The 12,453-nt window shown below is 69.9% G+C and carries 13 protein-coding genes; 10 read left to right on the forward strand and 3 right to left on the reverse strand.

Going from position 1 to position 12,453, the window contains the following annotated elements:
• Positions 1-63: 63 nt before the first annotated feature.
• From msrA to ABE85_RS06060, 6 genes are all read left to right on the forward strand, one after another.
• Entirely contained in the window at positions 64-639 is a 576-nt protein-coding gene (msrA, locus tag ABE85_RS06035) for a peptide-methionine (S)-S-oxide reductase MsrA (protein ID WP_067271215.1), read from the forward strand.
• Positions 639-1,394, forward strand: coding sequence for an ABC transporter ATP-binding protein (locus tag ABE85_RS06040; protein ID WP_067271218.1), 756 nt, complete (start codon positions 639-641; stop codon positions 1,392-1,394). The genes msrA and ABE85_RS06040 overlap by 1 nt, the downstream gene beginning before the upstream one ends.
• A complete protein-coding gene (locus ABE85_RS06045) occupies positions 1,391-2,602 on the forward strand; it encodes an FtsX-like permease family protein (RefSeq protein ID WP_067271221.1) in 1,212 nt (403 codons plus the stop codon). Before ABE85_RS06040 ends, ABE85_RS06045 begins: the two co-directional genes overlap by 4 nt.
• A 167-nt stretch (positions 2,603-2,769) precedes the next feature.
• Entirely contained in the window at positions 2,770-3,333 is a 564-nt protein-coding gene (locus ABE85_RS06050) for a DUF3299 domain-containing protein (RefSeq protein ID WP_067271225.1), read from the forward strand.
• A 29-nt stretch (positions 3,334-3,362) separates the two neighbouring features.
• Entirely contained in the window at positions 3,363-3,803 is a 441-nt protein-coding gene (locus tag ABE85_RS06055; RefSeq protein ID WP_067271228.1) for a hypothetical protein, read from the forward strand.
• A 166-nt stretch (positions 3,804-3,969) separates the two neighbouring features.
• On the forward strand, positions 3,970-6,111 hold the full coding sequence (locus ABE85_RS06060) for a TonB-dependent receptor (protein ID WP_082938364.1): 2,142 nt from the start codon (positions 3,970-3,972) through the stop codon (positions 6,109-6,111).
• Between the two features lie 80 nt (positions 6,112-6,191).
• On the opposite strand, the gene pdxH is transcribed toward ABE85_RS06060, so the two are convergent.
• Entirely contained in the window at positions 6,192-6,827 is a 636-nt protein-coding gene (pdxH, locus tag ABE85_RS06065; RefSeq protein WP_067271229.1) for a pyridoxamine 5'-phosphate oxidase, read from the reverse strand.
• A 152-nt stretch (positions 6,828-6,979) separates the two neighbouring features.
• On the opposite strand from pdxH, the gene ABE85_RS06070 reads away from it, so the two are divergent.
• The gene (locus ABE85_RS06070; RefSeq protein ID WP_067271231.1) at positions 6,980-7,624 is read left to right on the forward strand and encodes an NTP transferase domain-containing protein; all 645 of its coding nucleotides are present in this window, start codon (positions 6,980-6,982) and stop codon (positions 7,622-7,624) included.
• Position 7,625: 1 nt separating this feature from the next.
• Here ABE85_RS06070 and ABE85_RS06075 read toward each other — a convergent pair whose 3' ends face one another.
• Positions 7,626-8,249, reverse strand: coding sequence for a gamma-glutamylcyclotransferase (locus ABE85_RS06075; RefSeq protein WP_082938365.1), 624 nt, complete (start codon positions 8,247-8,249; stop codon positions 7,626-7,628).
• 306 nt (positions 8,250-8,555) lie between these two features.
• Between ABE85_RS06075 and edd the strand changes: the two genes are divergently transcribed.
• Both edd and ABE85_RS06085 read left to right on the forward strand, forming a co-directional pair.
• Complete coding sequence (edd, locus tag ABE85_RS06080) at positions 8,556-10,376, forward strand: phosphogluconate dehydratase (protein ID WP_067271235.1); 1,821 nt, start codon at positions 8,556-8,558, stop codon at positions 10,374-10,376.
• 44 nt (positions 10,377-10,420) lie between these two features.
• The gene (locus ABE85_RS06085) at positions 10,421-11,056 is read left to right on the forward strand and encodes a bifunctional 4-hydroxy-2-oxoglutarate aldolase/2-dehydro-3-deoxy-phosphogluconate aldolase (protein ID WP_067271238.1); all 636 of its coding nucleotides are present in this window, start codon (positions 10,421-10,423) and stop codon (positions 11,054-11,056) included.
• Between the two features lie 153 nt (positions 11,057-11,209).
• Here the strand turns inward: ABE85_RS06085 and ABE85_RS06090 are convergent, their stop codons facing one another.
• Positions 11,210-11,746, reverse strand: coding sequence for a PaaI family thioesterase (locus ABE85_RS06090; RefSeq protein WP_231993241.1), 537 nt, complete (start codon positions 11,744-11,746; stop codon positions 11,210-11,212).
• Positions 11,747-11,926: 180 nt separating this feature from the next.
• Between ABE85_RS06090 and ABE85_RS06095 the strand changes: the two genes are divergently transcribed.
• On the forward strand, positions 11,927-12,430 hold the full coding sequence (locus ABE85_RS06095) for a MarR family winged helix-turn-helix transcriptional regulator (RefSeq protein WP_082938367.1): 504 nt from the start codon (positions 11,927-11,929) through the stop codon (positions 12,428-12,430).
• Positions 12,431-12,453 lie beyond the last annotated feature (23 nt).

The raw sequence follows: 12,453 nt of genomic DNA on the forward strand, positions 1-12,453 counted from the left end.
GGGCTTGATCGCCGATGATCCGCCCACAAGTGACCCGGCTGACCGACACATGAGGACCCCGCCATGACCACCACCCCGAACTCCGTTCCACTCCAAGCCGGCGAGGACCTCATCACCCTCGGCGGCGGCTGCTTCTGGTGCACCGAGGCGGTCTTCCTGCGCGTCAAGGGAGTGCTCGGCGTGGAGTCGGGCTACACCAACGGCCCGCTTGCCAACCCGACCTACGAGCAGGTCTGCTCGGGCAGCACCGGCCATGCCGAGGTGGTGCGGGTGCGCTTCGACACGAAGGTCGTCAGCCTGGAGGACCTGCTGCAGGTCTTCTTCACCATCCACGACCCGACCACGCTCAACCGCCAGGGCGCCGACGTCGGCACCCAGTACCGCTCCGGCATCTACTACACGAGCCCCGCGCAGCTCGGCGTGATCCGCCAGGTCGTCGACGAGGCGCAGCGCGCGCACGGCGGCAAGGTCGTCACCGAGATCCAGCCCGAGCAGAACTACTGGCCTGCCGAGGCCTATCACCAGGACTACTTCGCCAATCATCCGGAGCAGGGCTACTGCGCCTTCGTCGTCGCGCCCAAGGTCGACAAGTTCGCGAAGAAGTTCAAGGAGCTGCTGAAGGACGAGGCCGCGAGCTGATGGTCGTCCTGGACGGGCTGCGGTATCGCTACGGCGGGCAGGCCAGGGCGGGCGAGGGCGAGGGCCAGGGCGAGACTCCCGTCGCTGCCGACCTGCGCTTCCCGGACTTCGTGCTGCCCGTCGATGGACATCTTCTGTTGAGGGGCGCATCGGGAAGCGGAAAGAGCACGCTGCTCGCGCTGATGGCGGGCCTGTTGACGCCGACCAGCGGACGACTCGTGATGGGAGAGGTCGAGGTCGGCACGCTCGCGCCCGCGGCGCGCGATGCCTGGCGTGGCGCGCACCTCGGCTTCGTGCCGCAACGGCTGCACCTGAGCCCGTCGCTCACCGTGCGCGACAACCTGTCGCTGCCGTATGTGGCCGCCGGCTTGTCGCCGGACCTCGGGCGCATCCAAGCGGTACTGGATGAGCTCGGTGTGGGCGCGCTCCAGGATCGCCGTCCGCACGCGCTCAGCCAGGGGCAGGCGCAGCGCGTGGCGCTCGCGCGGGCGCTGCTGCGCGCGCCGCGATTCGTGCTGGCCGACGAGCCCACCGCCAATCTCGACGACGAGGCCTGCGACGCGACGCTGGTCATGCTGCGACGCGCGGCCGCCGAGCACGGCGTGTGCCTCGTCATCGCCTCGCACGACGCGCGCATCGAAGCCGCCTGGGCTGACTGGCCTGCGCTGCACCGGCTGCGGCTCACGGGCCGCAGCGCTGTGTCTGCCGGCTCGGCCTCCGGCCATGCCGAGGCTTCGGCGGCTTCGACTTCATGAGCCGCGCGCCCTTGAACCTGCCGCGCCTCGCGTGGCGCTACCTCTGGGCGCGTCCGATGCTGACGGCGCTCAACCTGATGCTGCTGAGCCTCGGGCTGGCGGCGATCGGCTTCGTTGTCCTGGTCAGCGAGCAGATGGAGCAGGGCCTGAAGCGCGATCTCGGCGGCATCGACCTGGTCGTCGGCGCCAAGGGCAGCCCGATGCAGATCCTGCTGGCGGGCGTGTTCCACCTCGACCAGTCGACCGGCAACATCCCGCTGGCCACGGTGTCGCAGCTGCGTGCGCAGCCACTGGTCGCGCAGGCGGTGCCGATCTCGCTGGGCGACAGCTTCCAGGGCTTCCGCATCGTCGGGACGACGGGCGACTATCTGTCGCTCTATCAGCTCAGCCTGACTCAAGGTCAGGCGTGGAAGGCGCCGATGCAGGCCTTGGTCGGTGCCGAGGTGGCGAGGCGGTCGGGGTTGAAGCCGGGCGACCGGTTCCACGGCACGCACGGCCTCGCGTCCGGCGGCGACGAGCATGAGGAAGCCTACGAGGTCACCGGCGTGCTGGCGCCGACGGGCGGCGTCGTCGATCGGCTCGTGCTGACGGACCTGGCTTCCGTATGGGAAGCGCATGCGGCGCATGGACATGGCGAGGCTGCGCATCAGGACGAGGCCTCGCTCGAAGTCAGCATGGTGCTGGTCCGCTACCGCAGCCCGCTGGCCGCGGTGATGCTGCCACGCTGGGTGAATGCGCAGCCAGGTCTTCAGGCCTCCGTGCCGGCGCTGGAAACGGCGCGGTTGCTGAGCATGGTCGGCGTCGGTGTCGACGTGCTGCGCGGCTTCGGCGGCGTGCTGCTGCTGGCGGCGGCCTTGTCCGTGCTGGTGGCCCTGCTGCACGCCGTCCGTGAACGCCAGGGCGATCTCGCGATGCTGCGCATGCTCGGCGCCACGCCGACGCGCGTGGCCGCGCTGATCGCGATGGAGGCGCTGATGCTGGCGGCCCTGGCCACGGTGCTCGCGCTGGTCCTGTCCCACGCACTGACCGCCGGCCTTGGCGCGGTGCTGGCGCAGCAGCAGTCGGTCCGGATCTCCGGCGCCTGGATGTCCGCTTGGGAAACGCTCGTGCCGGCACTGGCGCTCGGACTGGCCCTGCTCGCCGCCGCGTGGCCGGCGTGGCGCGGCTATCGGCTCGACGTCACCGAACTGCTCCAGACGCCTCGGTGAGGCCGTGCCGGACGCTGCGCTGGACCTCGTGGCGACCTTGACGCGGAACGTGGCTCGCCCGCCGGTTGCTTCGGGCGGTCACCGAGCCGGTGCACAATGGTGAGCTTCACGCGGCCCTGCCTCTGCATTGAAGCCGCATTGACGCCGCACCGACGCCGACGCCCTCGATGACCCCTCGCTCCACCACCGCTGCAACGCAGGCCCGCCGGGCTTTGCTCGCGCTCGTGACGACCGTCATGGCGGGCGCCGTGTTCGCGCAGGCCGCCTCGTCCACGCCGGCCATGCCGGCCACCTCCGGCGCCGCGGTGACCATGGGCTCCGGCCCCGGCTATCACGACCCCCGCAGCCCCTTCAAGCCGCTGCAGGAGGTCGAGGGCGTTGTCAGCTGGAAGCTGCTGTCCTCGGTCACCGTGAAAGCGGACAAGAGCAAGGTCACCCCGAGCTTCCCCTCCGGCGTGCTGGCGCTGAACCAGCGCACCGTGAAGGTCCAGGGCTTCATGATGCCGCTGGAGCCGGGCGACAAGCAGAGCCACTTCCTGCTGTCGTCGGTGCCCACGAGCTGCTCGTTCTGCGTGCCCGCGGGTCCGGAAGGGCTGGTCGAGGTCCGCAGCAAGACGCCGGTCCGCTACACGCTGGACGTCGTGACCGTGGAAGGCCAGATGGCCGTCCTCAACGACGATCCCTACGGCATGTTCTATCGCGTGACGGACGCCGTCCGTTCGACGCGTTGAAGTGCTGAAGCGCTGAAACACTGAGGCCCATGTCCCGTTCGCCCGCCATCGTCATGACCCGCCAGCAGCGCTGGTGGATCTGGCTGTGCGTGGTGACCGTCGTGGGTTTCCAGGCGCTGGGCCTGGTCCACCGGGCCTTGCACGGTGGGCCCATGCCCGAGCCGATCCGTCTCGCGGCGGCCGCTGCGAAGCAGGCCGCGGCGATCGAGCGCGCCCAGCAGATCGCGCTGGCCGAGCTGGGTGATGCCGACGCCGATGCCGACGCTGGTCCGATCCTGAAGTTCGGGCACATCGCCGGTTCCGGCGATTGCCAGTTGCTCGACCAGCTCAGCCATGTGCTGGGTCCCATCGTCCAGGCCTCTGCCTGGGCCGCGTTGCCGCCGGACATGCCCACGGGCATCGATCAGCCGCATGACGCCACGCTCGCGCAGCTCTGGCGCAAGGGCGCCCGCGGGCCGCCGAGAGCCTGACACCTCCATCGATTCCGCCCTTGCTCAGGCGCGTCCGTTCCGGGCGTGTCCGTTCACGCGACCGGGCCGTTCGCGCATGCCTTCGGCATCGCGGCGTGCCGGCATGGGCCCTCCAAGAATTTGATGGCGCCGCGGCGTTCCGCCGCCGGTGCTCGAGAGTGTTTCCATGGCCATCCTGTCCTCTTCGATCCGTTCGTCGGCGTCCTCGCGCGCCCCTTTCCAACCCACGCTGCTGGCCGTCGCGCTGAGCATCGCCGCCGGAGGCGCCTGGGCGCAGCAGGCCCCGGCCGCACCTGCGCCGGCACCCGCCGCGACTGACAGCGCCGCGGACGCCGGCACGCCCTCCGGCGGCGCGGACCGTCCCCACAAGCACAAGCTCGACGTGGTCGTCGTGACGGGCAATCCGCTGAGCCAGAAGGAACTGGCCTCGCCCGTGCAGGTGCTGAGCGGCGACGCGCTGACCCTCAAGCGCGGCGCCAGCCTCGGCGAGACGCTGGACGGGCTGGCCGGCGTGGGCTCGACCTACTTCGGACCGAACAGCAACCGTCCGACGATGCGCGGCCTCGACGGCGACCGCGTGCGGATGCTCAGCAACTCCGGCGCCTCGGTCGATGCGTCGAGCCTGAGCTTCGACCACGCGCTGCCGGTCGATCCGCTGGTGCTGACGCGCGTCGAGGTGCTGCGCGGCGCGGCCGCGCTGCAGTACGGCGGCAACGCGATCGGCGGCGTCGTCAACGCGATCGACAACCGCATCCCGCGCCTGGCGCAGCCCGGCCTGAACGGTGCGGCGGAACTGCGCCTGGGCGGCGCATCGAACGAACGCGGCGGTGCCGTGGTGCTCGACGGCGGCACGACCGGTTTCGCCTGGCACGTGGATGCGGCCGACCGCCGCGCCGACGACCAGCGCGTGCCGCGCTTCGAGAGCGAGGACGGTTCGTCGACGCATGTGCGCAACTCCGACAGCCATGGCCGCAGCGGCGCCGTGGGCGGCTCGCTGCTGTTCTCGAAGGGTTACGCCGGCGTGTCGGTCGAGGACTATCACAACGAGTACGGCGTCACCGTCGAGCCCGACGTGCGCATCGAGATGCAGCGTCAACGCCTGGCGACCGCCGGCGAATGGCGCGATCCGCTGCCGGGCCTGGCGCGCGTGACCTGGCAGTTCGCCAGCAGCCGCTACAAGCACCAGGAAGTGGAGGGCAGCGGGGCGGTCGGTACCGTCTTCTCCTCCGACGGCAAGGACGGCCGCGTCGAGGCGACGCATTCGGCCTTCCAGGGCGACTGGGGCTCGGTGCAGGGCGTGCTCGGCTGGCAGTGGGAACTCAGCGATTTTTCCGCGCTCGGCGAAGAGGCGCTGGTGCCCGGCACCAAGACGCGCAACAACGCGCTGTTCCTGATCGAGCAGTTCCGCTCGGGCCCCTGGAGCCTGCAGGCCGGCGCGCGCGCGGAGCGCGTCAACATCGGCTCGACCGGCGGCGACGAGGAGCGCTTCGGCGATCCGGCGACGCGGCGCTTCAGCCCGAAGAGCTTCTCCCTGAGCGGCGCCTATGAGCTGGGCAACGGCTTCAGCCTGTCGAGCAACCTCAGCAGCAGCGAACGCGCGCCGACCTTCTACGAGCTCTTCGCCAACGGCGTGCACGTGGCGTCGGGCGCGTACGAGGTGGGCGACATCAACATCGGCCTCGAGCGCGCGAAGTCGGTCGACCTCGGCCTGCACTGGAAACAGGGCGATGCGAAGTGGAGCGTGCAGGTCTACCAGACGCGCTTCTCCAACTACATCGCGCTGGACGCGAGCGGTCGCAGCATCGACGAGGTCGGCGAGGATGGCGAGATCGCGTCGATCCCCGAGTACCTCTACCGCGGCGTTCGCGCCCGGATGCACGGCGTGGAGTTGGAAGGCAAGCAGCCCCTGCCGAAACTGGCGGGCTGGGACCTGACGCTGGGCACGACGATCGACCTGGTCCGCGGCACCAACCGCGACACCAACGAGGCGCTGCCGCGTCTGGCGCCGGTTCGAGGCGGCGTGTCGCTCCAGGCGGAGAGCGGCCCGTGGCTGCTTCAGGCTGAACTGCGCGGCGCGATGCGCCAGGACCGCGTGCCGGCGCTGGACGCGCCGACGGCCGGCTACGGCATCCTGCGGCTGAACATCGCGCGCCACTTCGACATCGGCAACCTGGACGCGATGTGGTACGTCAAGCTGGACAACCTGGCCAACAAGCTGGCCTACAACGCCAGCAGCGTGCAGACGATCCGTGAGCTGACGCCGCTGCCGGGTCGCAGCCTCTTCGCGGGGCTGCAGGTCAAGTTCTGACGCTGCTCATCTCCCTCTCCCGCTTGCGGGAGAGGGCAGGGGTGAGGGCCAGCGGCGGTGGCAGTGCTTAAGCCTCGTGATTAGGGCGCGAGCCGTTCGCGGATCCACGCGTTGCCTTCACGACGATAGACCAGCCGATCATGCAGCCGCGACTTGCGCCCCTGCCAGAACTCCCAGCGCTCGGGCACCAGCCGGTAGCCGCCCCAATGCGGAGGCCGGCTCGGGTTCAGCCCGTGCTGCGCGGCGGCCTTGGCCGCATTGGCCACCAGCACGGCACGCGAGGAGATCACCTGGCTCTGCGGCGACGCCCACGCGCCAAGCCTCGAGTCCAGCGGCCGCGACGCGAAGTAGGCATCGGACTGGGCGCCGTCGACCTGCTCGACGGTGCCCTCGATGCGGACCACGCGTTCCAGCTCCACCCAGTGGAACTGCAGTGCGGCGTACGGATGCAGCGCCAGCTCGCGGCCCTTGCGGCTGTCATAGTTGGTGTACCAGACGAGGCCGCGTTCCTCGATGTCCTTGATCAGCACGATGCGGGTGGACGGACGTCCCTCCGCGCCGACGGTGGCCAGCGTCATCGCGTTGGGCTCGGGCACCTGCGCGTCCAGCGCCTGCTGGAACCACTCGCGGAACTGGCGCAGCGGTTCGCCCGCGGACTGGTGTTCGTCGAGCTCGGCGCGCTCGTAGCTCTTTCGAAGGTCGGAGAGTTTGTCCATCCTTCGGAGTATCGGGCGAATCCTTAGGTAAAGCTCCCACTCTGGAAACTCCGGGTGGGAGCGCTTTCGTGCCGCAGGCATGCTTGGTCCCGTCGAGCCACGCCGCAGAGCGGGGCCCAGGGGGATCGGGACCAAACCAGAAGGAAGTTCGCATGAATCAGCGACGACCCGCCGTCGTCGTGCTCGCGGCAGGGCGCGGCCAGCGCTTTCGCGGCGAGGGCCACAAGCTGGAACAGGTCTTGAACGGAGAGTCCGTGCTGGCGCTGACCTTGCGCCAGACGATGGCCTCCGGCCTGCCGATGCTGGTGGTGACCTCGACCGCGTTGGCGCCTCTGGTCCGACGCCATGTGGCCTCGCGCGACATGCTGGTGCTGCCCGACCAGGACCGCCTCGGGCGCCCCGCGCCGCTGGGCATGGGGCATTCGATCGCGGCCGGCGTCGCCGCGACCGGGGACGCGCCGGGCTGGCTGATCCTGCCCGCCGACATGCCGATGGTGCGGTCGACCACATTGGCCGCGGTCGCGCAGGCGATCGAGCGCGATCCGATCGCGTATGCCCAGCACCGCGGACGGCGCGGACATCCCGTGGGCTTCAACGCGGAGCTCTTCTCCGAACTCACCAGCCTCCAGGGCGACGAGGGCGCGCGCCGGTTGCTGGCACGTTATCCGGCGCAGGCGGTCGACGTCGACGATCCGGGCGTGCTCATCGACGTCGATACCGTCGAGGACCTCCAGCGCCTCGCCGTCGATCCGTCGACGCCGCGTCCCAGCGGTGAAGGCGTGCGGACGCTGGGCTGATTCAAAGTCCGTTCGATCGGGCCAGCGCCAGCTGGCGCTCCAGCGCACGGTCATGGATGCCGTGCTCCCGCAGACAGGTCACCGCGCGCTGCAGGTAGTCGAGCGTCGTGCCGTAACGCCCCCGCGCGTGCCGCAGGATGTGCAGCAGCCGGTCGTCGGCGATGTCGCCGACCCAGCCCGGACTGCGTCGCGACAGCGTGAAGGCCAGCGCCTTGCGCGTGCCCAGGCCGTCCCCGCAGTGGCAGTCCAGCCAGCGCGGCACATAGGTGCCGACCACCATCTCGCGCAGCCACAACCGGTGCAGCGTCGCCTCGCTGTCCTTGGGCTCGACGCGGTACATCAGGCCTCGGCAACTGCCGCCCGACAGCAGCGTCATCACGAGGCCCGGCTGCTCGTTGCTGCCGCGGTTCACCAGCGAGCGCAACCGCAGCGCGCGGTGGTAGCCCTGGACCCTTGCCACTGAAGTCTGCGCGGGTTCAAACCCCGGGTTCCACATCAGCGAGCCATAAGCGAACATCATCAGGCCGTGCCCGCGGTCCCAGGTGCGTTCGGCCACCTCCAGCAGCTGCTGGCTGTGGGCGGGGAGGTCTTCCAATCTGGCTTCGGCGAGTGGGTCGGCGATCATGGGAGAGATGCTGCCATAGGGCGGTCGGCTACCTGCAACGATCGGTGCGCTGGTCGCGAGGACATGGGGCCCCCGCGGCGAGCGCGGAAACCCCACGCCCTCCCGCCCCCGACCACTGTCCGACGTCCACGGTCTTGCTACCGAGGACTTCAGCGTAGGAACGTGGCGTGCCGCGTGTTGGTTGCTCCCGGAACGTTTCTGTAACCAGCTTGTACCCGGGAAAGGCCTGTTGGAGAGCCGTTGAGCCTCTCGGGCGTGTAATATGGTTACCAATCTAACCCTGGCCGAGTTACATCGGCAGTCGGCATGAACAAGACACTTCTGGAGGTCACCGCGCGGATCAAGGCGCGCAGCGCCGCGTCGCGCGAGCGCTATCTGGACCTGATCGAGCGCATGGCGGGTCGACAGCGCGGCGTGCAACGCCTGGGCTGCGCGAACGTGGCCCACGCGGTGGCCGCGATGCCGGCCAACGACAAGCTCCGCATCGTGGCCGAGAAGGCGCCCCACCTGGGCATCGTCACGGCCTACAACGACATGCTGTCGGCGCACCAGCCGTACGAGACCTACCCCGCGATCATCCGCGACGAGGTCCACCGCCTGGGCGCGACCGCGCAGGTCGCCGGCGGCGTGCCGGCGATGTGCGACGGCGTCACGCAAGGCACGCCGGGCATGGAGCTCAGCCTGTTCTCGCGCGACACGATCGCGATGGGCACGGCGGTGGCGCTGTCGCACGACGTGTTCGACGCGGCGCTGCTGCTGGGCATCTGCGACAAGATCGTGCCGGGCCTGCTGATCGGCGCGCTGCACTTCGGGCATCTGCCCTGCGTGTTCGTGCCGGCGGGACCGATGAGCTCGGGTCTGTCCAACAACGACAAGGCCAAGGTGCGCGAGCTCTACGCGCAAGGGAAGGTCGGCCGCGACGAGCTGCTGCAGGCCGAGTCCCAGGCCTATCACGGCGCGGGCACCTGCACCTTCTACGGCACGGCCAACAGCAACCAGATGCTGCTGGAGGCCATGGGCCTGCACGTGCCGGGCGCGGCCTTCGTGCATCCGCACGACGGCCTGCGCGAGGCGCTGACCCGCGAGGCCGTGCGCCAGGCGCTGAAGATCATTCCGCAGCGCGACTACACGCCGATCGGCCGCATGGTCGACGAGCGCAGCATCGTCAACGCGATGGCCGCGCTGCTGGCCACGGGCGGCTCGACGAACCACCTGATCCATTGGGTGGCGGTGGCGCGTTCGGCGGGCATCCTGATCGACTGGAGCGACTTCTCCGAGCTGTCGGGCGTCGTGCCGCTGCTGTCGCGCGTGTACCCGAACGGCAGCGCCGACGTGAACCAGTTCCAGGCCGCGGGCGGCCCGGGCTTCGTGATCAAGGAACTGATCGGCGCCGGGCTGATGCACGGCGACGTGCTGACCTCGGTGTCGGGCCAGAACCTGAGCGCCTTCGGACGCCTGCCGCATCGCGCGGACGACGGTTCGGTCAGCTGGACCGACCTGCCGGCCAAGAGCGGCGACGACACCGTCGTGCGCACGGCCGCCGCGCCGTTCTCGCCGACCGGCGGCTTGAAGCTGCTGGCGGGCAACCTGGGCCGCGCGGTGATCAAGGTGTCCGCGGTGCCGGAGGACCGGCACACGGTCGAGGCGCCGGCGCGCATCTTCGACAGCCAGGAAGCGATGCAGGCCGCCTTCAAGGCCGGCGAGCTGGAACGCGACGTGGTCGTCGTGGTCCGCTTCCAGGGCCCGCAGGCCAACGGCATGCCGGAGCTGCACAAGCTGACGCCGCCGCTGGCGGTGCTGCAGGGCAAGGGCTTCAAGGTGGCGCTGGTGACGGACGGCCGCATGAGCGGCGCGTCGGGCAAGGTGCCGGCGGCCATCCATGTGAGCCCCGAGGCGTTGGCCGGCGGTCCGCTGGCGAAGCTACGCGACGGCGACCTGGTGCGCGTCTGCGCCAACACCGGCGTGCTGAGCGCGCTGGTGCCGGCCGACGAATGGGACCGCCGCGAACTGGCGCAGATCACGGCCGATGCGGTGATCGAGAACGGCGCCGGCATGGGCCGGGAGCTGTTCGCGGGCATGCGGCGCAACGTGACGACGGCGGAGGAGGGCGCGATCAGCTGGCTGTGAGGCCGAGTTGAACGCCCACTGATTTCGACTACAAGGACATCCACATGACTTCCATCAAGGACACCCTGAGCCTGGCCGAGTTCGGTCCGGTGATTCCGGTCATCGTCATCGACCGCGTCGAGGACGCGGTGCCGCTGGCGCGCGCCCTGGTGGCGGGCGGCGTGCGGGTGCTGGAGGTGACGCTGCGCACGCCGGTGGCGCTGGAGGCGATCGCCGCGATCTCGCGCGAGGTGCCCGAAGCCATCCTCGGCGCGGGCACGCTGCGCACGTCGGCGGATGCCGTGGCGGCGAAGAAGGCCGGTGCGTGTTTCGCCGTCAGCCCGGGCTTCACGCAGGACGTGGCCGGCTCCTGCGAGGCCAACTTCCTGCCGCTGCTGCCGGGCGTGTCGACGGCCAGCGAGGTGATGATGGCCAGCGATGCCGGCTACAAGTTCCTGAAGCTGTTCCCGGCCACGGCGGTGGGCGGCGTGAACCTGCTGAAGGCGCTGGCCGGACCGTTCACCGACGTCGTGTTCTGCCCCACGGGCGGCATCACGGTGCAGACCGCGCCGGACTTCCTGGCGCTGCCGAACGTGAAGGTCTGCGGCGGTTCGTGGCTGACGCCGGCGGATGCGGTGAAGGCGGGCGACTGGGCCCGCATCACGCAACTGGCGAAGGAAGCGAGCGCGCTACGCGCTTGAATTCACCCGGTGAACGAGGCTCTGGCAGCCGCGTTTTATCGTTTCGCTCCCACCCCATCCCCGCCCTCCAAGCGGGCGGGGCAGATGTCACCCCACCCCGGCCCGCCCCCAAGGGGCGGGTGAGCGGCGGCAGTCTTGGCGCTGAGGGCGGGCTTAGCGCTTAGGCGGATCGAAGACCAGGCACGTGGTGCTGGCGTGCGCATACAGCTTGCCATCGTGGCCGACCAGGTCGGCCTCGGCCGTCGCCATCTGGCGGCCGACGTGCCGCACACGGCCGATGGCGCGCACGACCGGCACCTTGTCGCTGAGCGCGCGCACGAGGTTGATCTTCAGCTCGAGCGTCGTGTAGGCGCGGCCCGCGTCCATCGTCGTGTGCACGGCGCAGCCCAGCGCCGAATCCAGCAGCGTGGCGTACCAGCCGCCGTGCACCGTGCCCATCGGGTTGTAGTGCCGGAACTTCGGCGTGCCCTGGAAGATCACCTCGCCCTTGGCCGCGCGCAGCAGCGTGAAGTCCAGCGTCTGCGCGATCGGCGGCGGCGGGAGCTGGCCGTCGAGCATCGCCAGCATCTGTTCAAGGCCGTTCATGCCGGCGATCTGCGCCATCGTGGCCACACCAGGCTCCGGACGGATCTTCGCGCGGACTTCGCGCTCCTCCTCCTGCCATTGAGCCAGCGCTTCGTCGTGAGACACGACGCCCGATGCGACGGGTGAAGCGGTGGGCGAGGGAGTCAGTGCTGCGCTCATCATGAAATCCTGTGAAAGTGGCCGGAAGGTCTGCGGCGTGAAAGCGTGGAAGCTTGTGGCTGCAATGGTTGCAGCTACAATCATTCGCTGTCAAGCCTCCCGGCGACAGCCTGAGAGATCACTCCAATGAGCCCCTCTGTCTCGCCCTCGAAGATCACGCCCGCGCAGGGGCAGACCCTGGCGCAGGCGGAGCCGATCTCGCCCAAGGGCTGCACGAACTTCAAGCTGCGTCAGGTGACGCGGCTGGTGTCCAACCACTGCGAGGCGCAGTTCGCCGAGTCCGGCCTGACGACGACGCAGTACGCGCTGCTGTCGCACATCGTGGTGCTGGGGCCGATCCAGCCGAGCGAGCTCGCGCGGCGCATGGACATCGATCTCTCGACGCTGTCGCGCAACGTGCAGCCGCTGCAGGCGCTGGGTCTGGTGGAGACGCTGCCCGGCGTCGACGCACGCAGCCGGCAGCTGCAGGCGACGGAGGAAGGCCACGCGCGGCGCAAGCAGTTGAAGGCGACGTGGAAGCGCGCGCAGCTCTCGCTCAACGAGCGGCTGGGCGACGAGCGCGTGCAGCGTCTGCACGCGTTGCTGGACGAATGCGCCGCGCTGATGCGGGGCGAGGCCGCGCCGGACTGACCGGAGCGCGGGCGCTCCGGCTG

The sequence above is a fragment of the Mitsuaria sp. 7 genome (assembly GCF_001653795.1).
In the GTDB taxonomy this organism is placed as follows: domain Bacteria; phylum Pseudomonadota; class Gammaproteobacteria; order Burkholderiales; family Burkholderiaceae_C; genus Roseateles.

Coding starts and splice junctions, on each gene's coding strand:
- msrA (WP_067271215.1), top strand. CDS start 64: ATGACCACCACCCCGAACTCCGTTCCACTCCAAGCCGGCGAGGACCTC.
- ABE85_RS06040 (WP_067271218.1), top strand. CDS start 639: ATGGTCGTCCTGGACGGGCTGCGGTATCGCTACGGCGGGCAGGCCAGG.
- ABE85_RS06045 (WP_067271221.1), top strand. CDS start 1,391: ATGAGCCGCGCGCCCTTGAACCTGCCGCGCCTCGCGTGGCGCTACCTC.
- ABE85_RS06050 (WP_067271225.1), top strand. CDS start 2,770: ATGACCCCTCGCTCCACCACCGCTGCAACGCAGGCCCGCCGGGCTTTG.
- ABE85_RS06055 (WP_067271228.1), top strand. CDS start 3,363: ATGTCCCGTTCGCCCGCCATCGTCATGACCCGCCAGCAGCGCTGGTGG.
- ABE85_RS06060 (WP_082938364.1), top strand. CDS start 3,970: ATGGCCATCCTGTCCTCTTCGATCCGTTCGTCGGCGTCCTCGCGCGCC.
- pdxH (WP_067271229.1), bottom strand. CDS start 6,827: ATGGACAAACTCTCCGACCTTCGAAAGAGCTACGAGCGCGCCGAGCTC.
- ABE85_RS06070 (WP_067271231.1), top strand. CDS start 6,980: ATGAATCAGCGACGACCCGCCGTCGTCGTGCTCGCGGCAGGGCGCGGC.
- ABE85_RS06075 (WP_082938365.1), bottom strand. CDS start 8,249: ATGATCGCCGACCCACTCGCCGAAGCCAGATTGGAAGACCTCCCCGCC.
- edd (WP_067271235.1), top strand. CDS start 8,556: ATGAACAAGACACTTCTGGAGGTCACCGCGCGGATCAAGGCGCGCAGC.
- ABE85_RS06085 (WP_067271238.1), top strand. CDS start 10,421: ATGACTTCCATCAAGGACACCCTGAGCCTGGCCGAGTTCGGTCCGGTG.
- ABE85_RS06095 (WP_082938367.1), top strand. CDS start 11,927: ATGAGCCCCTCTGTCTCGCCCTCGAAGATCACGCCCGCGCAGGGGCAG.